Here is a 19,952-nt window from a genome sequence, read left to right as displayed (position 1 = left end):
CTGATTCTTTATTGAAGTCCAAGTTTCTTTAAACGGTTATATAAAGTAGCCCTTGTTACACCAAGTTGTTTTGCGCATTCTAATTTATTCCCATTTAAAATTCGTAAAGCCCTTTCAATAACTTTTTTCTCATGCTCATCCATCTCTTCTTGTAAAGAAAGGATTGTATTATTGTTGCTGAGTAATAGGGAATGAGCTGTATGGTTGTCTAAAGTTTCAGTCGTATGAAATGGTAAATATTCTTGTTTTATAATTCCGTCTGTTGCGAATACCACAAGCCGTTCAACAACGTTTCGAAGTTCGCGAATATTACCTGGCCAATTGTAATGAAGCAGTTCATGCATAATGCTTGAAGGTAGGTCACGAATTGGTCTGTTGTAGTTGATTGAAAAATCGTTTAAGAAAGAATAGGTTAATTCAATAATATCCTCGCGTCTTTCGCGCAGCGGTGGAATCTGCAAACTAACTACATTTAAGCGGTAATATAAATCTTCTCGGAAAGTTCCTTTTCTCATTTCTTCTTGTAAATCACGATTTGTAGCAGCGATAATACGGAAATCAATATTAATTTCTTTTTCACCACCAACTCGGTAATACTTTCGCTCTTGCAGTACACGTAACAGTTTTACTTGCATATCAAGTGGCATTTCACCTATTTCATCAAGAAATAAAGTACCGCCTTGCGCGAGTTCAATTTTACCTTTTTTTCCTTTATTATTTGCTCCAGAAAACGCCCCACGCTCGTAACCGAATAATTCACTTTCAAATAACGCTTCTGGAATTGCCCCGCAGTTAATCGAAATGAAAGGCGCCTGCGCTGCCTCACTTGCTTCATGAATTGCTTTCGCAAATACTTCTTTTCCAACTCCGCTTTCCCCAAGTATTAAAACAGTTGATTTTACCGAACAAACTTTTCTAGCTAATTGTATCGTTCTTTGTATAACAGGACTTTTCCCATTCATCGCAAGGAATGGATCGGATTCATCTTTATACTTTGCCACTTCTTGTTCTAAACGGTGCATTTCATGTGACATATTAAATAGTTTTTCATTTAAAGCGACTTGATTTGTAACATCTGTTTCTGAAACGACTGCTCCTATAATTTCATCATTACAATAAACTGGATTTGAATTAATTAATACGAATAAATCGGGACGAGGCTGATGGAACTGAGCGACTATGCTTTTTCCATCATGTAAAGATTGTAAAATTTCCAAGTCTTTATAATCAAAAAAATGAGTAATCGGTTGCCCAATAATTTCATTATGGTTGACTGAAAATATTTTTTCAGCACCATCTGTCCAAGTTCGAACGCATTCTTTACTATCAATGACTGTAACAGAAGAGTCAGTTGTTTGTATTACGGTGTCATAAAATGACTGTAGTTCATTGTAGGACTTATAAAGAAATGGAATCATTTGCTGAGAAGTTATACAGCATATCGGCTCATCGTTTTCGTTAAGGATGATAACAGCTAATTCATAAGAAAAAGCGTCAATTAGTGCAGTGAATGAGTCATCTACATAAATAATGGCGCAATTATATTCATCTGTAGTAGAAGGGAGATAATAAAACCTTTCGTTTACTTGCTTAATGTGATTAAGGCTACATGTATGATCGATTAAAACACGTTCCAAAAACTCTTGTATAGTCGGAAATGAAAATGCCATAATGCCCTCCTGTTATGTATAAAAATTTTGACAGTGATAAAAAAATAATACACCTATTTACTGTAAATTTAAATTATTTTTACAAATAAAAATATTGTTTATGGAAATTGTATATATGAAAAATTGGCACGTCAATTGCATAAAAGAAAGTGAGAGGTTTAGGGAAAGGAGGAGTATATTGTGAGGCACTGCGACGTTTTAATTATAGGTGGTGGAATAATAGGGTGTTCTATCGCTTATTACACTTCAAAATACGGAAGAGACGTAACAATCATTGAAAAAGGGGAATTTGTCAGCGGGACGTCTTCACGGTGTGATGGGAATATTTTGGCCATTGATAAAGACCCAGGATTTGATAGTCAAATGTCTTTAGTAAGTCAAAAATTAGTAACTGATTTAAGTGAAGAATTAGAGCATTCATTTGAATATAGGGCACCAGGAAGTATTCTCGTATGTGAGTCAGACGAAGAGATGGAAGCTGCGCAGCAATGGGTAAATCGGCAAAAAGAAGCTGGATTACCGTTTCGAATGCTTGATAGGCAAGATATAAGGGAAGAGTCGCCTTTTTTTGCTGAGGATTTATTAGGCGGTTTAGAATGTGCGACGGATTCAACTGTGAATCCATATCTCCTTGCTTTCTCGCTTCTGTCAGAGGCACAAAAGTTTGGCGCAAAAGCTTTTAAGCAGACGGAAGTAAAGAGTATGGAAATAGAGACGGATGGTTCATTTGTTGTAGAAACTACGAATGGAACTTTTACAGCACAACAAGTTGTAAATGCAGCCGGTGTGTGGGCTCCTAAGATTGGTCAGATGTTAAATATAAATATACCAATTGAACCGAGAAAAGGGCATATTATTGTAGCTTCAAGGCAACAACACGTAGGATGCCGTAAAGTAATGGAATTCGGTTATTTAATTTCTAAATTTGGCGGAAAACGAAAAGTAGATGCTTTAACTGAAAAATACGGGGTTGCGCTCGTATTTGAGCCTACTGAAAGTCAAAATTTCTTAATTGGTAGTAGTCGTGAATTTGTAGGATTTCATACGAGGATAAATAATGAAGTCATTAAATGTATCGCAAATAGAGCAATTCGCTTTTATCCGAAAATGGCAGATATGATGGTAATTCGTTCTTACGCTGGTTTACGTCCGTGGACAGAAGATCATTTACCGATTATTTCACGAGTGGAACATATTCCGAATTATTTCATTGCCGCTGGACATGAAGGTGATGGGATTAGTCTTGCAGCAGTTACTGGAAAAGTAATTGAAGAGTTATTAAATGAAAAAGAGACAATTATTCCTATTGAACCACTTCGTTTGAGTCGTTTTACAGAAAGGGTGTTAAACAGATGAGGTCACAAAGAGTCTTTACGACGATTGATACACACACAGGTGGGAATCCAACGAGGACATTAATTAGTGGACTTCCAAAGTTGATTGGAGAGACGATGGCAGAGAAGATGTTACATATGAAAAAGGAGTATGATTGGATTCGAAAATTGTTAATGAATGAACCGCGTGGTCATGATGTAATGTCAGGAGCATTATTAACAGACCCGTGTCATCCTGAGGCTGATATAGGTGTTATATACATAGAGACAGGTGGATATTTACCGATGTGTGGTCACGATACAATCGGTGTATGTACAGCGTTAGTTGAATCAGGTTTAGTTCCGGTAGTTGAACCGATTACTTCTTTAAAACTAGATACACCGGCTGGCTTAGTGGAAGTAGATATTGCTGTTCAAGATGGAAAAGCAAAAGAAGTATCTTTCTGTAACATACCAGCTTTTTTATTGAAAAATATTACTGTACAAGTGAAAGACATTGGGACTATAGAGGCTGATATTGCGTATGGAGGGAATTTTTATGCCATTATTGATGCGAAGTCAGTAGGCCTAGAATTAATACCAGAAAATGCATCTACAATCATCGATAAGGCGATTCATATAAGAAACACAATTAATGAGAAGTTTGAAATCATTCATCCAGAGTATTCGTTTATTAGAGGATTAACACATGTTGAATTTTATACAGATGCTACTCATGAATGTGCGCATGTGAAAAATACAGTTGTTGTACCACCAGGCGGAATAGATCGATCCCCATGCGGTACAGGAACATCTGCGAAGCTAGCTGTATTATACGCTCAGAAAGAAATCAAAATTGGTGAAGAGTTCATTCATGAGAGTATCGTTGGTTCTTTATTTAAAGGATATGTCGTGAATACGACACATGTTGAAAATATTGAAGCTGTCATAACGAAAATTACGGGATCAGCTTGGCTTATGGGTATGCATAAATTTTTTTACAATGAAATGGATCCACTCAAAGAAGGATTTTTGCTAATTCCGCCGATGGAACATGAAACGGAGGATATAAAATGAACATTCAAAAAATGTATACAGCAGTAGACGTACATGTAAATGGCGAGGCATTTCGTGTAATGAAAGACGTACCGTGCAAATACTACTACAGTTTGGAGCAATTAAATGAACAATTTTCAGGTGAATTAGCAGAAGAGATGAAGCTTTTATTAAATGAACCACGTGGTTTTATCGGTTTGAATGGGTGTATTGTCGTTCCATCTATCCATAATGAAGTGGATGCAGCTGTATTATTTTTTAATCATGAAGGTTCGATTCCGCTTCATTATGGGGGCATTGTTGCGGTAATAACGATGTTACTCGAAAGTGGATATTTAAAAAAGAGAGAGTCCAATCAATACAAAATTGAAACGTTATCTGGAATATTTTTAGTTCATGCGTATGTAGAGAATGATGAAGTTATATCTGTTTCGTTTGAAAGCAAACTTTGCTATTTGATTGAGGAAAATTTACAGGTTGGTAATATAAGTTATTCTCTCATACAAGCAGATAAAGTATATGCAGTTGTAGAAAAAGGTGCGTATTCGCCAGAAATTCGTGTTGAAAACATTTCAGAATTGAAAAGATGGGGAGAAGCTACACTGCAGGCTATACAAAAACAGTCGCTAATAAAAAGGCTTATTTTAGTAGATCCTTCGCAAAAAGAAAAGAACCATATAAAGTCGATTACATTTCATGAAGATAACTTTATCGTACGTTCGCCAGGTTTTGTTTCTACTATCGTTTCCTATGTTCATGCATTATTTAAAAATGATTATATGGCGGATAAACCTTTTAAAAATGAAAGTATATTTAATAGTTTTATAACTGTGGAAAAAGTGAAGAAGGAGGAACTAGGATACATTTTCCGTTTTGAAAGTAGAGGATTTATTACAGGGATGCAGACGTTTCTATTAGACCCTACGGATCCGTTTCCGGCAGGATTCTTATTAAAATAAAATGTGATAGGGAGAGATAAATATGCAAAAAATTAAAGGGGCATTTCCAGTATTAATAACACCGATGGATGAATTTCAGGAAATTAATTGGGATGGGGTAAAACAAAATGTAAATTACTTTATCGAACAAAAGGTTGCAGGTATTATCATTAATGGAAGTACAGGAGAGTTTGTAAGTTTATCAAAAGAAGAACGATTTAAAATGGTAGAAACTGTGTTGAAAGAAATTGATGGCCGTATTCCAGTCATTGTTGGAACTGCAGCAGAGACCACAAAAGAAACAATTGAATATACGAAACATGCAGAAGCGCACGGAGCGGATTGTGCATTAATTATAAACTCTTACTATTGTAAACCGAAGGAAGAGGAGATTTATTTTCATTTTAAAGAAATCTCAAACTCTGTAAATATACCAATTATGCTATACAATAACCCATTTACTTCTGGTGTCGATATGAGTACAGAGCTAATGCTCCGTATTGGAAAAGAGTGTGAAAATGTTACACATATTAAAGAATCTAGCGGAGATATTCGAAAAGCAAGAGATTTAGTAAGACAAAGTGAAGGGGCTTTCCAAGTCTTCTGTGGTTCTGAAGATTTAGTTATGGAATCATATTTAGTTGGTGCCTCGGGATGGGTTTCAGTAGCAGGAAATATCGTTCCCGGTCTCGTTACAAAAATGTATGAGCATTTTCAGAATGGTGAATTAGAAAAGGCGTGGGAAATAAACGATGCTATTTTACCACTTTGCGAGTTTCTTGAAGGATCAGGGAAATATGTTCAAATCGTTAAACGTTCTATGGAATTACATGGGCAAGCCGGAGGACCTTCTCGCTATCCAAGACTAGGGTTAACTGCTGACGAAGATCAAAAGCTTCAAATGATTTTATCAAATATTGCAGCTCATGCAGCTGTTTAAATAAGGAGGAGAACATAATGTTAAAGACAAATATTGAGCTGAAACCAAAAGTGGAAGCGTTCTTAAATGAAGAAATTAAAATGTTTATTAATGGCGAATTTGTTTCTGCTATTGGCGGAAAGACGTTTGAAACGTATAATCCGGCTACAGAAGATGTTCTAGCTGTCGTATGTGAAGCGCAAGAAGAGGATATTGATGCTGCAGTAAAAGCGGCAAGATCTGCATTTGAATCTGGTCCGTGGGCAGAAATGACTACTGCTGAAAGAGCGCATCTTATTTATAAATTAGCAGATTTAATTGAAGAACATAGAGAAGAATTAGCGCAACTAGAAGCTTTAGATAATGGAAAGCCATATCAAGTAGCACTTGATGATGATATTTCAGCGACTGTAGAAAATTATCGTTATTACGCAGGATGGGCTACAAAAATTATTGGGCAAACCATACCAATTTCAAAAGATTACTTAAATTACACGAGACATGAACCTGTGGGTGTTGTAGGTCAGATTATTCCGTGGAATTTTCCGCTCGTTATGTCTTCTTGGAAAATGGGAGCTGCACTGGCGACAGGTTGTACGATCGTATTAAAGCCAGCAGAGCAAACGCCTTTATCTTTACTGTATACAGCGAAACTCTTTAAAGAGGCTGGATTTCCAAACGGTGTTGTAAACTTTGTACCAGGATTTGGTCCTGAAGCAGGGACGGCAATTGTAAATCACCATGACATTGATAAAGTTGCTTTTACAGGATCTACTGTTACTGGAAAGTATATTATGCGTCAGTCTGCAGAAATGATTAAGCATGTAACGTTAGAGCTTGGCGGAAAATCACCAAATATCATTTTAGAAGATGCGGACTTGGAAGAAGCAATTAATGGTGCATTCCAAGGTATTATGTATAATCACGGTCAAAATTGTAGCGCAGGATCACGTGTGTTTGTTCATCGTAAACATTATGAAACTGTAGTAGATGCACTTGTGAAAATGGCGAACAACGTAAAACTTGGAGCAGGTATGGATAAAGAAACGGAAATGGGTCCACTCGTATCTAAGAAACAACAAGAGCGTGTGTTACATTACATTGAGCAAGGGAAGAAAGAAGGTGCTACAGTTGCGGCTGGTGGTGAACGTGCGCTTGAAAAAGGTTATTTCGTTAAGCCAACTGTATTCACAGACGTTACAGACGATATGACAATCGTTAAGGAAGAAATATTTGGACCAGTTGTTGTTGTACTTCCATTTGATTCGACAGAAGAAGTAATTGAACGAGCGAACAACTCATCCTATGGCCTTGCTGCGGGTGTATGGACGCAAAATATCAAAACGGGTCATCAAGTGGCAAATAAATTAAAAGCAGGAACAGTATGGATTAATGATTATAACTTAGAAAATGCAGCTGCACCATTTGGTGGATACAAACAATCTGGTATTGGCCGCGAATTAGGTTCATATGCGCTTGACAATTATACAGAAGTGAAAAGTGTTTGGGTAAATATAAAGTAATAGGGCGTTTTACTGACAAAAATTGAGGGATGAAATAATGAAAGATGCGGACAACTAGAAAGTTTGATAATAGTTGTCCGTTTTCTTATATACAAAATTGCTTTTTAAAAAAATGATAAGGGGGATTTGGATGGAGAATTTAGTAGAATGGTTAGTAGGGCAAGTGTGGAGTATCGGTTTAGTTGTTTTTGCATTAGGGGCAGGCGTATATTTCACGATTGCAACACGCTTTTTGCAAATTCGTTATTTTAAAGAGATGATTAAACTATTATTTGAAGGAAAGAGTTCAGAGACGGGGATATCATCTTTTCAGGCATTTTGTTTAGCCTTATCAGGAAGAGTTGGAATTGGTAATATTGCAGGGGTAGCGACAGCAATTGCTTTCGGCGGGCCTGGAGCTGTATTTTGGATGTGGGTAATGGCTTTGTTAGGGGCAGCGAGTGCGTTTGTTGAATCAACATTATCTCAAGTATACAAAAGTAAAGTAGGGAATGAATATCGCGGCGGTACTCCATATTTCATTGAGAAAGGTTTAAAAATGAAATGGTTTGCAGTCATTGTAGCGGTAGTTGTAACACTTTCATATGGCATGTTATTACCAGGTATTCAATCTAGTAGTATCGCAGTTGGATTCGAAAACTCTAATGGTATTAACAAATATATAACTGGTATATTTTTAGTCGTGTTACTAGCAGCAATTATTTTTGGTGGTGTAAAGAGAATTGCTGGCGTTTCTCAAATGCTTGTTCCATTTATGGCAATTGGTTATGTAATTGTTACATGTATCATATTAATTGCGAATGTAACGGAGATTCCAAGTATGTTTGCTTTAATTTTCTCTAGCGCATTTGGTGTAAATGAAATGTTTGGTGGAATTGTTGGTGCAGCTATTGCATGGGGTGTAAAACGCGCTGTATTTTCAAACGTTGCTGGTGTCGGAGAAGCAACGTATAGTTCGGCTGCTGCTGAAGTATCGCATCCTGCAAAACAAGGATTAGTTCAAGCGTTTTCCGTATATATCGATACAATTGTCGTATGTACAGCGACAGCTCTTATGATATTAATTACAGGTATGTATAATGTTATACCTGAAGGGAAAAGCGCTATTGTAAAAAACATAGGAAATGTGGAAGCAGGTCCAATTTATACGCAACAAGCAGTTGAAACTGTGATGACAGGGTTTGGTCCAATATTTATTTCAATTGCAATTTTCTTTTTTGCATTTACAACGTTACTCGCTTATTACTATATTGCTGAAACGACACTTACTTATTTAGATTGTCAATTGAAGTATGGCTGGTTAAAACCAGTTTTAAAATTTGGATTTTTAATTATGGTTTACATCGGTAGTGTTGAATCAGCGTCGCTTTTATGGAATCTCGGAGATTTAGGAATCGGTAGTATGGCATGGTTAAACTTAATCGCGATTCTATTATTAAGTAAAATCGCATTAAAAGTGTTAAAAGACTATGAAACGCAGAAAAAAGAAGGGAAAGATCCAGTATTTAATCCTAAAAATGTGGGGATTGAAGGATTAACATTTTGGGAAGAAAGAAGTAAAGAGGTTGAAAGAAAAAGTTCTAGAGAAAAAGTTATTGTAGATGATAATTTAAAATTATAACGTAAATTAACTGAAAATTCTTAATTTAAAAGAAGGTATATTGCCTTCATTTCATCGCATACTACAATAGGTATGGATAATATGACTGGAGGGAATAAGATGGAACATGAGCAACATAGTTCGATAAATGATATTCTACATCATTATAAAGAAGGTATAGGTAGTTTTACAAATCAAATTCCTGAAATCGCTGAGACATATAATGCGTTCACGCAAGCTTGTTTTCAAGAGGGTGCTTTAACAAAAAGAGAAAAACAACTTATTGCACTAGGAATTAGTTTAGCAACGCAAGATGAGTATTGTACAATTTATCATACAAAAGGTTGTCTTGATCAAGGATGTTCGGATAAAGAGATTCTGGAAGCATGTGGTGTTTCAGCAGCATTTGCTGGCGGAGCTGCGATGAGTCAAGCGGTAACTTTAGTGCAAGAGTGTTTAACAGAACTGAAAAATCAAAAGCATTGAATAAAAAAACGTTTTAAACTTTATGTTTAAAACGTTTTTTATGTGAAATTAAATTTGAGTATAAAAATTATCTAGGATGGGTTCAATTTATGGTTATACAATAATGGGAGAATTTTAAATTTAGTAGAAATGAGAAATAACAACTATTTAATCTTAAGGTTTTGTAAAAAGCTTCAATTGCTTCATATAGTCAATGGCTTTTGTTTTATTTTTCTGTTTAGAAACATAATGTGCCTCATTAAAATCTCTATAGTAACTGTTAACTACTTCTTCAGAAAGAGCACCGTCAGAGATAGCTCTTTTAACCGCGCAGTTTGGTTCATTTGTATGTGAACAGTTAGAAAATTTACATCTCATAGAAATCTCTTTTATATCTTCATATCCAAAATCAAAATTCATCTCAAGGTTTATCAAGTCAAATCCTATTTTACTAATAAGAAATCCCTCCACTTTTGAAAGAGTTTTTTAGAAACATACATACAAATTTTATCGTTTTCAATTTGTATGCAATTTAATATTCTATATCTTCATAAATAGATTTTTCTACATCAGGAAGAACTGTGTATATACTCTTACCGATTAAAGATTCTAATTCTTTCTTAATCGCATAAAACCCTTTCCAATGTAAAGATGTATGAGATGTTGTACCATGACGCAAACCAACAGAAATTAATCTTCTTTCCAGCGTAGTAAAGCCATCCGCATCAGCAAGAGCGTCACAAAGAGTAATTACTTTATTGTATAAATCGTAGTTACAATGTTCATTTAATATTTCAACTAACCGGCTTCTCATATGGTCAGGAACGAGACTCCACTCCGCTGCGATATTTATATGTTCATTTTTGCATGGGAATGAGTGTGTCACACAAATAACAGCGTTTCCTGTATACCCTAAATCATTCATATACATATAACCATCATAGGAATGAATAACCGATTTGGTAAAACCTTTGTATCTTCCGATATCATGCAAAAGGGCAGCATTATATGCTATGTCAGCATCTAGCTTGTACCCTTTTTTTATAAGTTCTATAATTATGTTTTCAGTTGCATGAGCAACATGTAGTGAATGTTCAAACCAAGGGCCCGGGTTTTGTTCATATGCCCATTCGAGTAATTCTTTTGCGTACGTTCTATCTAATATATATTTCATATCGTTATCCTTTCACAAAAAATCATATCTTTCTATAAATTCATCTTATTATTTCATTATTCCTTCTTTAAAAATTGTTACAATGAAACAAAAGGGGGAAAAGTAATGCGAAATTTAGTAATTGAAGAAATAAAGCAACTAGAAAATGATATGGAAGAACTTTCGAAACTTTTAAAAATGGTTGTAAATGATGGGGCATCAATTGGTTTTTTGCCTCCACTGGAACAAAAAGACGCAACAAAGTATTGGCGAACAGTATTAGCGCCAGAAGTGATATTGTATGTGGCTAAAATAAACAACGAAGTAGCAGGGAGTATTCAATTACAATTAGTTACTAAGCCTAACGGAATTCATAGAGCCGAGATTTGCAAATTAATGACTCATCCAAACTTTAGACGTAACGGTATTGGACGATCGCTTATGCAAAAAGCAGAGGAACGAGCAAAGCAAGAAAACAGGTCTCTTTTAGTATTAGATACTAGAGAAGGAGATCCTTCCAATAAACTGTACAAATTACTAGACTACCAAGAAGTTGGAACAATACCAGGGTATGCAATTTCTCCGAATGGTAAGTTAGATGCTACGGTTATTTATTATAAAAACATTTAAGGTATAATCAAACGGGGGGAGTGCTTAATTATTAGTAAGTGAATAATAAACAACTATTTTTAACACAGTCTATATTTTTCTGGCGGTGTTAAAATAGTTAATTATAATCTAATTAACGCACTAAATGAATTTGAGAAAGTTTTTAGAGGGTTCTTTTAGTAATGATTCTCGTCTTATAATAAATGTAGAGAAGATGACTAGCCAACTATAGTTATTTTCGCTTTATTATCGGAAGGGGATGAAAGTATGAAAAAGAATAGTTTACAAAAGATGAAGAAAGTTATTTTAAGTGGTGGAGTATTACTTACGGGATTATTAACATTTGGATTTTCAGAAAAGGCTTCAGCTCATGGATATGTAGAATCACCAGCGAGCCGATCTTATTTATGTAAGCAAGGGGTAAATGTAAATTGTGGACCGATTCAATATGAACCACAAAGCGTAGAAGGGATAGGTGGATTTCCGCAACTAGGACCTTCTGATGGACAAATTGCAGGGGCTGGTCATTTTCCCGCTTTAGATGTTCAAACTGTAGATAGGTGGAAGAAAGTTACGTTAAATGGCGGGACGAATACATTCAAGTGGAAACTAACGGCTCCTCATAGTACAAAAGAGTGGAAATATTATATTACGAAAAAAGGTTGGAATCCAAATAAACCTTTAACGCGATCAGATTTAGATTTAGTGCCATTCTATGTGAAAAATGACGGTGGAGCTAGACCAGGGACAACAGTAACGCACGAAGCAAATGTACCAACTGACCGTAGTGGATACCATCTTATTTTAGCTGTTTGGGAAATTGCAGACACTGGAAATGCGTTTTATCAAGTTATAGATGTAAACCTTTTGAATAATGGCTTATCCTCAAATTTCGCTTTTAACAATGTAGTGCAAGCTCCTACACTATTTTAATTGAAACATACATTTCGATCATCTAATTCATTTTAGATGATTTTTTTATGAAAATGATGAAAAATATAGAAGAAAGTGCAATTATTTATAAAAAAATATGCTTTAAATATTGTCATATTTGCTTCTTTAAGATATCCTTTTCATGAAGAGGTGGAAAACATGGAAAAAGTACTAGTTTTCGGGCATAAAAACCCAGATACAGATGCAATTTGTTCTGCAATTGCTTATGCAGAATTGAAAAAAGAATTAGGAATGAATGCTGAGCCTGTACGTTTAGGCGAAATCAGCGGTGAAACTCAATTTGCGTTAGACTATTTTAAAGTAGAAGGACCGCGTTTTGTTGAGACAGTAGCAAGCGAAGTGGACAACGTTATTTTAGTTGACCATAACGAGCGTCAACAAAGTGCTAACGATATCGAATCAGTTCGTGTGTTAGAAGTTATTGACCATCACCGTATTGCTAACTTTGAAACAAGCGATCCTATATACTATCGTTGTGAGCCAGTTGGCTGTACAGCTACAATCTTAAACAAAATGTACAAAGAAAATGGCGTAACAATTCGTAAAGAAGTTGCAGGTTTAATGTTATCTGCAATCATTTCAGATTCTTTACTATTCAAATCTCCAACTTGCACAGAACAAGACGTAGCAGCTGCTCGTGAATTAGCGCAAATCGCTGGTGTAGATGCAGATAACTACGGCTTAGAAATGTTAAAAGCTGGTGCTGACTTAAGCGGAAAAACAATGGAGCAATTAATCTCTCTTGACGCTAAAGAATTCCAAATGGGTAATGCGAAAGTTGAAATCGCACAAGTAAACGCTGTTGATACAAACGACGTTCTTGTACACCAAGCGGAACTTGAAAAAGTAATCTCTGCAGTAGTAGAAGAAAAAGGTTTAGACCTATTCTTATTCGTTGTAACTGATATCTTAACTAATGATTCTGTCGGTCTTGCGATCGGTAAAGCAGCAAACGTTGTTGAGAAAGCATACAACGTATCACTAGAAAACAACACAGCTACTTTAAAAGGTGTTGTATCTCGTAAAAAACAAATCGTACCAGTATTAACAGAAGCATTCCAAGCTTAATCGTATTGCGTACAGATGAACAGTAAGGACAAGTAGTCAGATTGGCTACTTGTCCTTTTTTATCTCTAAAAAACAGAAAATTAAAAACGGGAGGATTGTGTATGTTTAATGATTTGGAGAGTAAATTACAGTCACTTTTAGAACGAAATATTACGTCGGTTTCAGAATTAGAGAGCTGGCTCTCGGAGGAGCTACGTTTAAACGCTGAAATACAGAAGTTGCGTTTGACTTTTTAGAAGAAAGGATATAAAGTACTGCAAGGGTCATTCTAAATTTGATTAACGAATTAAAATAAGGATAGCGTTAGCTATCCTTATAATCGTTTATTCGTAAGATTTTTTCTTGTTTATATAAAATGTAATTATGGCAGTAATGAAGAAAATAGGTATCGCATACACTTGCCCAACAAATAACTTCCAGCCGACATAATTATAGCCTTCAGATGCTGGGATGATAACGGAAATAACGCAAACAATAAAATAGACTAATAGTGCAGGGATAATATTTTTCATTTTTATGGACCTCCTTCCTAATTTAATTAATAAATTATAATATTGCAATTTAGTTATAATAATTTGAAGAAAAAAATGCAAAAATTTTTATGGTATTATAATATTTGCAATGAGAGTGATCCATAGTACATATATGGTAAAATGTGTAATTTAAACTTTTCAGAATTATTATATAGTATTTTGAGAGAAAAATGTACAAAATAACGAATTTTATTTACCAAAGTAAAGGGAGTAGAAATATATATGAAAAGGATATGTATAATTCCATGTGGAAAAAAGAAAATTTGGGATAAACATTCAGACTACGGACCGATGGAAGCAAAAGATGTGTATATTAGTCCGTTCGGAAAAGCATGTCAGGCGTACGCAACTATGTTTTTCGAAAACTGGGTTATATTATCGGCGAAACATGGATTTTTAAGACCAAATGATATTGTATTAGAAAACTATGATCTTGCATTTGATTCAAAAAGTGATGAGGTAATAAATATAGAGCAATTACAAAAACAGATGGTAGATAAAAGTTTATTACAGTTTGACGAAATCGTCTTACTAGCAGGGAAGAAGCATAAAAAAGTAGTGACAAAGTTATATCCAGAAGAAATGATTACATATCCGCTAGAGGGGTGTAAAGGGATTGGATATATGTTGCAGAGGTTGAAAGAAGCTGTGAAGGAAGGGGAGGAAATATAGGTGTAGTTTCAGTGATTTTAAACTCTATTTATTTAGGGAGCTGAAAAGTAAAATAGAGTTTTTAGGCATCGCCGAAAGGGTGATGTTTTTTTTGTTCGTGTCGTCATTCATGTAAAAGTAATTTAGAGAATAAATCATTCGATTTATGAAGCGATAGCTTTTTTATATCGAGAACAAATTGCTTCACTTCTAGAAAATGTAGGACATATGGGTACAGTTAAGATTGTAAGTGGGAATAGCAATAAGACAAGTTTTGAATAGGATATTAAGAAAGGAGATGTTGATAAATAATGGCCAGATATAGTTTGCACGGAGGACACAATAGTATTGTTCAAGGTGCTAATTTTGGGAATCGGAAAGAACACGTTTTAGATAGGCAAGTTAAAGATGCTGTGGCGACTAAGTTAAGATCCCTAGGACACACGGTTTATGACGATACGGACGAGGTAGGGGCAACTCAATCACAAAATTTAAATAATATCATTCGGAATAGCAATTCCCATGCTGTGGATTTAGTTATTTCTTTTCATCTTAATGCAAGTGATGGAAATGGACAGGGTGTTGAGGTTTTGTATTATGATCAGAAAGATTTGGCGGCTAAAATCTCAGCTCAACTAGCAAAAGATATTGGATGGCGTGATCGAGGTGCGAAACAGCGTACAGATTTAGCGGTATTAAATGGGACGAAAGCACCTGCTATTCTTATAGAATTAGGATTTATTGACAATGAATCTGATATGGCAAAATGGAATGTTGATAAAATCGCTAATTCTGTTGTATTTGCTCTTACAGGACAAACTGGAGGAGGTGCAGCGGATTTGCTCAAAGTAAAAACTGGTGGTGTAGCATTTAGTAATTTACAAGCTTTGGCTCAAGCTATGGTTGATGCGGGTATTGATGGACAAATTGTCGTTCAAAAAGATGGCATTGGTTATGCTATAACGAATGGCTATCCGTCCGGGAATATCGATAAATTTACAGCTTGGTTAGATGCACGTAAATGGTACTATGAGTACGTGAGATAAAACGAAAATTGGTTTGATTAAAAACTAAAAATTGTCTTATTTTTAGTTAACAAGTATATTAAGTAACTATAAAAATATGGACAATGTATATGTAAATTAGTACACAAAACCACCTGTCAGAAAGGTGGTTTTATTTATCAAGCTATTTGCGGGAAGTAAAATTCTCACCTCAAAATTCGGATGAAGCTAAGAAATTAAGTGGGAATTTCACTGCTCGTAGCCTCCTACTAATTATAGTTTCACTTTATATAGTTTAGAGCTTTGTAAATCTTTACTTGTTAAACCTGTAATAATATTTTGTTTTCTCAATACATAAGCCGAATTTTAAATTATTACCCAATAATATACTACCTCTCATACTATTTATTAGTTGATAATAGCAAAAAAACAAGCTTTGAATATAATAATGAAAAAGGAGATGTTAAATAATGGGTTATATTGTGGATATTTCGAAATGGAATGGCGACATTAACTGGGATATCGCAGCACCACAATTGGATTTCGTAATTGCACGTGTGCAAGATGGTTCAAACTATGTAGATCCTTTATATAAAAATTATGTACAAGCAATGAAAGTAAGGAATATTCCGTTTGGTAATTATGCGTTCTGTCGTTTCGTTTCAGTAGAGGATGCACGGATAGAAGCAAGAGACTTTTGGAACCGTGGTGATAAAAATGCAACAGTTTGGGTAGCTGACGTAGAAGTAAGAACAATGAACGATATGAGAGCGGGTGCACAAGCTTTTATTGATGAATTACGCAGATTAGGAGCTAAGAAGGCTGGTTTATATATTGCTCATCATATGTATGCTCCATTTGGAATGGCAAATATCAATTCTGATTTTGTATGGATTCCTCGTTATGGTGGTAACAAACCGGCGTATTCATGTGATATTTGGCAATACACAGAAACAGGGAATGTGGCTGGTATCGGCAAGTGTGATTTAAATAAGCTGATTGGAAATAAGCCGTTAGCTTGGTTTACAAATCCAATTGTTGAGCCGATAAAAAAACAAGAAGGGGTTGGAATTATAGTGAATAAATATAACAAAGTAGTTACTTATGAATTTGGTGTAAATTTAGTTCCTGACATGATTCAAATGATGGATAAGCTTGGATATACTTCTAAAATAATATCTCGTGGAGATAACCAAGGGCTTGTGTATTTCGAAACAGATTATCGTCAAGGGAATGAACTGGACAAAGCAACTGCTTGGTTAGATACGAAAGGAATTAAATATTTTTATACAAAAGAGTAGTTTGCTAAATAAAAAGCCGTCATGTGACGGTTTTTTATTTTTATGTAATCTTTTAACTCTACTTATAATATGGAGAAAATAGACTAATAAACAAGCCTTTGTATACTTTTAAACATAGAATATGATGAATTCTATTAAGGAGGAAGCAGATTCATGGGAAATACTTGTCATTGTGGGCATTCCCGAAATTGTAATACATTTTGGGATAATTTAATGTTTGGGAGATGTAGATGTAAACGCAATGATTTTCACGAATGTTGTTGCAAAGAGAAACCGAAATGTGAATGTGAAAAATGTCATTGTAAAACAAAACCGAAATGCCATTGTATTCATGAAGAGGAAGGGTATTAATAATAAAAAAGAGTACGATACGTACTCTTTTTTGGGTGATTATATTCCATCTTGAACAGATTTCTTTACAATTACCCATGTGTCTTTCTTTTTAACCGTTATAGCTACATTAGTTCCATTAGATTCCTTATAAAAGATATATCCATTGTTTGAGTTTACATATGTTACTGGTTCGCCTATGCAATCTCGCGAGCAGGATTTGTTGACCAGTTCAATTAGGGATAGTTCACTTGGATCGGTTTTGCTTGCTTCTATAACAGCATCAAGGCTTGTTTTTCGATAACCTTGCAAGTTTATATGAAAAAGCTGCTCTATTTCTCCTGTAATGCTAGTGTTCATTACTTCTACTGAATTCTTTTTTTCTTGAAGAAAGCCGTTTTCATAAAGTAATTTTGTATAGCCAATCCATGCTATTAACACTAGCATGAAAAACATACCTGTCATTTTAAGTATTCGAAGTCGTTTGCTTATAATTGTTTCTGAGTATTTCATTGACTCTAATCCTCCAATGTTTTTAATTTAAAATATGCTTGGATACATACTTTTAGAAGAGGATGAAAGTTAATGAGTTTTCAATAAAAAAGAAAACATCCAGAGTTAGATGCTTTCTTTTTTTTGTATTTTTGGCTATCTGTTCGTTACTTGTTTCATAAGTGGTCTTATTTCTTTAACTGGTGGTTTCTTATCATAGGCATCAACGTAAGAAAAGTAGTAGTTTAAGTTTCTTAGAAGACCTTTTCCTATTTTTGCACTTAAGAAAGGAAATACTTGTCCGGTATAATCATCGAGAGATTTACAGTAATATTTTTCATCTAAATATATACTGTATTTACATGTTAGTTCTACTAAAGGATTCCCTTCATCATCAAATACTTCTTTAGAATCAATAATATCTATTAGTGCAAATTTTTCATTTAAGTAAACTTTCTTTTTTTTCTCGTGTTTATTTGTAAGTATAAAAACGAGACCAATTGCGTTAATCAAACTATTTCCTCCTATAAAAAACGGATATTAATAAAATATATCGATATAAGCTAAATGTAAAGAGGAGAGGTGAAATATCATAGAGAGAAAACTAAATAAGCCGATTTATGTTTGGAAATCGACTTATTTTTATCAAGTATTACTTAGTAGTAATACCTACTCTGATTAAAGTTTCACTTTATTGAAATACTTGCGGGAATTGTTTTACGATTGCGTTTGTTATCATGTCGGCCATTTCCAATGCTTCTTTTTCAATTTTATCGTAAAGTTTTACTCCTGCTTCATAATCTTTATTTAGGAAGGCAAGTGCTTCTGCTTTCGTTAGTGCTAAATGTTCATAAAACATTTTTCTAAATTCTTCTTTATCTATATATGGGTTGATACTGTTAAGAAATTCAATAATTTCATCACCATTAGCGTACCATTTTTTCTCTATAGCGGCCGCTGCATTTTGATTACCAGCTTTTGCGGCTTTAACAAGATCCGCTGCAATTACTAAGTGATCTTTAATTAATGCACTATATTTTTTCACTGCATCCTCACCGTAAAATGGTTCAAGTGATAGTCCCATATGTGTTGCGTTTTGTAGAAGTCGTCCAACAGTAACGTTAACATCTGGTAAATTAAAGACTATACTTATAATAGCCAATCTCGTCCAAGCGACGTGTTGTTCCCATAAAGAACGCATATACCCTTTTAAAAAATTCTCATTTTTACTAATTCGGTAGTTCCGTACGGATAAATCATAGTTTACATAAGGGTTATGGTAGGGGGAGTAATACGATTGCCAATAAGAATACATAAATAGTAACACTCCTTTGAACATGTATAACTCAAAGTATGATGAAGATTTATTTTTAGTTACGTGTCCTAGATTATTTTTAGGGAATTTGAAATGGAGAAATTAGGTGAATGATGTTGTGGTATATACGAATAAATTGAATATAAAGTAAAAGAGGGTCTGCAAGGGAAGTTGCAGACCCTCAAAAGGGTATTGCCGAGATGTCGGACTCGACTACGTAATGTTATCATAAAATTCTTTTGAAAAAACCTGGTAAATGTGTCCAAATGAAATTAGGACCTTCATACAGTCAAAGGGACCTGCTTCCCGCGGCAGGCCCCAATAACTAGATAATGTCGATGAGCAAAAAACTCATCTGGAGTACTTTTATAGTAACAAGTAAAATGTCTTTTGTGTATTGAGAAAGAAAAATTGCATAATTATATGTGAACAATTTAACTCCCAACAATTCATGATAATCATGAATTGTTGGGAGTTAAATATGGTTATAAAATGGAGAAAAGACTTGGAAGTGAGATCGAGGTACACAGAAGTATGTAATCATGAAAAAGACCTGCTAATATAAGCAGGTCAACTTAAGGGGTTTATCCAACAGATTATTATATATGGTAACAACTGAATTGTAGTAAGTCTATACATTTAATATTGAGAAAAATTTTGTGAATGATATATTTTTTGCGCATATATTAACGTCTAAAAAGTTGAGAAAGAAAATTAAAAAGCTTTTTATAAGAGAATAATGGCTGATACTTATAGTATGATTCATATTTCCACGCATCATTATTAGAGAATTGGAGTTTTTGTGTTTTCGTTTTCGCCGTGATGGAACTCATATTACGATGCTTCATATAGTAACCTCCTGAATTTATATGTATACGATTAGTAGTATTCAAGAAAGGGAAATAAAATGAACGTTTAAATTGAAACTCTTTCTTCTTGTGTACTGGATTTATATTATAAATGTTGTAAAACATATAAAATAATGATGCTAGTTAGTATTAAATAAGTGGAGAAACATAGAATAATGAAAAAACAATAAGCATCTAATCATCCCTTTC

22 protein-coding genes are annotated in these 19,952 nt (G+C 34.5%); 14 read left to right on the top strand and 8 right to left on the bottom strand.

Annotation, left to right across the window (positions count from 1 at the left end):
• Nucleotides 1–8: 8 nt before the first annotated feature.
• Complete coding sequence (locus DN399_RS13890; RefSeq protein ID WP_149149708.1) at nt 9–1,670, bottom strand: sigma-54 interaction domain-containing protein; 1,662 nt, start codon at nt 1,668–1,670, stop codon at nt 9–11.
• Between the two features lie 180 nt (nt 1,671–1,850).
• On the opposite strand from DN399_RS13890, the gene DN399_RS13885 reads away from it, so the two are divergent.
• The 7 genes from DN399_RS13885 (at nt 1,851) to DN399_RS13855 (ending at nt 9,505) form a co-directional block, all read left to right on the top strand.
• Nucleotides 1,851–3,026 carry an NAD(P)/FAD-dependent oxidoreductase gene (locus DN399_RS13885; protein WP_001215265.1) on the top strand — a complete coding sequence of 392 codons (1,176 nt, stop codon included), beginning with the start codon at nt 1,851–1,853 and terminating at the stop codon, nt 3,024–3,026.
• Nucleotides 3,023–4,060 (top strand): proline racemase family protein, encoded by a 1,038-nt coding sequence (locus DN399_RS13880; protein WP_149149707.1) that lies wholly within the window; start codon nt 3,023–3,025, stop codon nt 4,058–4,060. Before DN399_RS13885 ends, DN399_RS13880 begins: the two co-directional genes overlap by 4 nt.
• Nucleotides 4,057–4,998 (top strand): proline racemase family protein, encoded by a 942-nt coding sequence (locus DN399_RS13875; RefSeq protein ID WP_149149706.1) that lies wholly within the window; start codon nt 4,057–4,059, stop codon nt 4,996–4,998. Before DN399_RS13880 ends, DN399_RS13875 begins: the two co-directional genes overlap by 4 nt.
• Before the next feature lie 22 nt (nt 4,999–5,020).
• Nucleotides 5,021–5,917, top strand: coding sequence for a 4-hydroxy-tetrahydrodipicolinate synthase (dapA, locus tag DN399_RS13870; RefSeq protein ID WP_001169448.1), 897 nt, complete (start codon nt 5,021–5,023; stop codon nt 5,915–5,917).
• A 17-nt stretch (nt 5,918–5,934) separates the two neighbouring features.
• Nucleotides 5,935–7,419, top strand: coding sequence for an aldehyde dehydrogenase family protein (locus DN399_RS13865; RefSeq protein WP_000920975.1), 1,485 nt, complete (start codon nt 5,935–5,937; stop codon nt 7,417–7,419).
• A gap of 130 nt (nt 7,420–7,549) precedes the next feature.
• Entirely contained in the window at nt 7,550–9,040 is a 1,491-nt protein-coding gene (locus DN399_RS13860; protein WP_149149705.1) for an alanine/glycine:cation symporter family protein, read from the top strand.
• A 72-nt stretch (nt 9,041–9,112) separates the two neighbouring features.
• The gene (locus DN399_RS13855; protein WP_001999958.1) at nt 9,113–9,505 is read left to right on the top strand and encodes a carboxymuconolactone decarboxylase family protein; all 393 of its coding nucleotides are present in this window, start codon (nt 9,113–9,115) and stop codon (nt 9,503–9,505) included.
• Between the two features lie 153 nt (nt 9,506–9,658).
• On the opposite strand, the gene DN399_RS13850 is transcribed toward DN399_RS13855, so the two are convergent.
• The gene (locus tag DN399_RS13850) at nt 9,659–9,955 is read right to left on the bottom strand and encodes a P-loop NTPase family protein (RefSeq protein WP_080120270.1); all 297 of its coding nucleotides are present in this window, start codon (nt 9,953–9,955) and stop codon (nt 9,659–9,661) included.
• A 61-nt stretch (nt 9,956–10,016) separates the two neighbouring features.
• The gene (locus DN399_RS13845; protein WP_006920616.1) at nt 10,017–10,658 is read right to left on the bottom strand and encodes an HD domain-containing protein; all 642 of its coding nucleotides are present in this window, start codon (nt 10,656–10,658) and stop codon (nt 10,017–10,019) included.
• Nucleotides 10,659–10,763: 105 nt separating this feature from the next.
• Between DN399_RS13845 and DN399_RS13840 the strand changes: the two genes are divergently transcribed.
• The 3 genes from DN399_RS13840 to ppaC all read left to right on the top strand — a co-directional run bounded on the left by DN399_RS13840 (nt 10,764) and on the right by ppaC (nt 13,268).
• Entirely contained in the window at nt 10,764–11,267 is a 504-nt protein-coding gene (locus DN399_RS13840) for a GNAT family N-acetyltransferase (RefSeq protein ID WP_006920617.1), read from the top strand.
• Between the two features lie 246 nt (nt 11,268–11,513).
• On the top strand, nt 11,514–12,179 hold the full coding sequence (locus DN399_RS13835; RefSeq protein ID WP_000742279.1) for a lytic polysaccharide monooxygenase: 666 nt from the start codon (nt 11,514–11,516) through the stop codon (nt 12,177–12,179).
• A 159-nt stretch (nt 12,180–12,338) separates the two neighbouring features.
• Entirely contained in the window at nt 12,339–13,268 is a 930-nt protein-coding gene (ppaC, locus tag DN399_RS13830; protein WP_000416873.1) for a manganese-dependent inorganic pyrophosphatase, read from the top strand.
• A gap of 323 nt (nt 13,269–13,591) precedes the next feature.
• On the opposite strand, the gene DN399_RS13820 is transcribed toward ppaC, so the two are convergent.
• Nucleotides 13,592–13,780, bottom strand: coding sequence for a DUF4017 family protein (locus DN399_RS13820; RefSeq protein WP_000789485.1), 189 nt, complete (start codon nt 13,778–13,780; stop codon nt 13,592–13,594).
• A 243-nt stretch (nt 13,781–14,023) separates the two neighbouring features.
• Between DN399_RS13820 and DN399_RS13815 the strand changes: the two genes are divergently transcribed.
• The 4 genes from DN399_RS13815 to DN399_RS13800 all read left to right on the top strand — a co-directional run bounded on the left by DN399_RS13815 (nt 14,024) and on the right by DN399_RS13800 (nt 17,163).
• Nucleotides 14,024–14,473 (top strand): DUF6884 domain-containing protein, encoded by a 450-nt coding sequence (locus DN399_RS13815; RefSeq protein ID WP_000820903.1) that lies wholly within the window; start codon nt 14,024–14,026, stop codon nt 14,471–14,473.
• Nucleotides 14,474–14,763: 290 nt separating this feature from the next.
• Entirely contained in the window at nt 14,764–15,498 is a 735-nt protein-coding gene (locus DN399_RS13810) for an N-acetylmuramoyl-L-alanine amidase (protein WP_006920619.1), read from the top strand.
• A 428-nt stretch (nt 15,499–15,926) separates the two neighbouring features.
• Entirely contained in the window at nt 15,927–16,757 is an 831-nt protein-coding gene (locus DN399_RS13805; RefSeq protein ID WP_006920627.1) for a GH25 family lysozyme, read from the top strand.
• 217 nt (nt 16,758–16,974) lie between these two features.
• On the top strand, nt 16,975–17,163 hold the full coding sequence (locus DN399_RS13800; RefSeq protein WP_006920628.1) for a hypothetical protein: 189 nt from the start codon (nt 16,975–16,977) through the stop codon (nt 17,161–17,163).
• Here the strand turns inward: DN399_RS13800 and DN399_RS13795 are convergent.
• From DN399_RS13795 to DN399_RS28110, 4 genes are all read right to left on the bottom strand, one after another.
• Nucleotides 17,148–17,600 carry a hypothetical protein gene (locus DN399_RS13795; protein ID WP_000877572.1) on the bottom strand — a complete coding sequence of 151 codons (453 nt, stop codon included), beginning with the start codon at nt 17,598–17,600 and terminating at the stop codon, nt 17,148–17,150. The genes DN399_RS13800 and DN399_RS13795 overlap by 16 nt on opposite strands.
• 135 nt (nt 17,601–17,735) lie before the next feature.
• Nucleotides 17,736–18,092 (bottom strand): hypothetical protein, encoded by a 357-nt coding sequence (locus tag DN399_RS13790; RefSeq protein WP_000606231.1) that lies wholly within the window; start codon nt 18,090–18,092, stop codon nt 17,736–17,738.
• 178 nt (nt 18,093–18,270) lie between these two features.
• On the bottom strand, nt 18,271–18,894 hold the full coding sequence (locus DN399_RS13785) for a hypothetical protein (protein WP_000287728.1): 624 nt from the start codon (nt 18,892–18,894) through the stop codon (nt 18,271–18,273).
• Nucleotides 18,895–19,580: 686 nt separating this feature from the next.
• A complete protein-coding gene (locus DN399_RS28110) occupies nt 19,581–19,742 on the bottom strand; it encodes a hypothetical protein (protein WP_000682743.1) in 162 nt (53 codons plus the stop codon).
• Nucleotides 19,743–19,952 lie beyond the last annotated feature (210 nt).

This window comes from Bacillus sp. AR4-2 (genome assembly GCF_008274865.1).
Taxonomy (GTDB): Bacteria; Bacillota; Bacilli; order Bacillales; family Bacillaceae_G; genus Bacillus_A; species Bacillus_A cereus.
The sequence above is the reverse complement of the archived record's forward strand: the minus strand, read 5'-3'. Positions and strand labels throughout refer to the sequence as shown.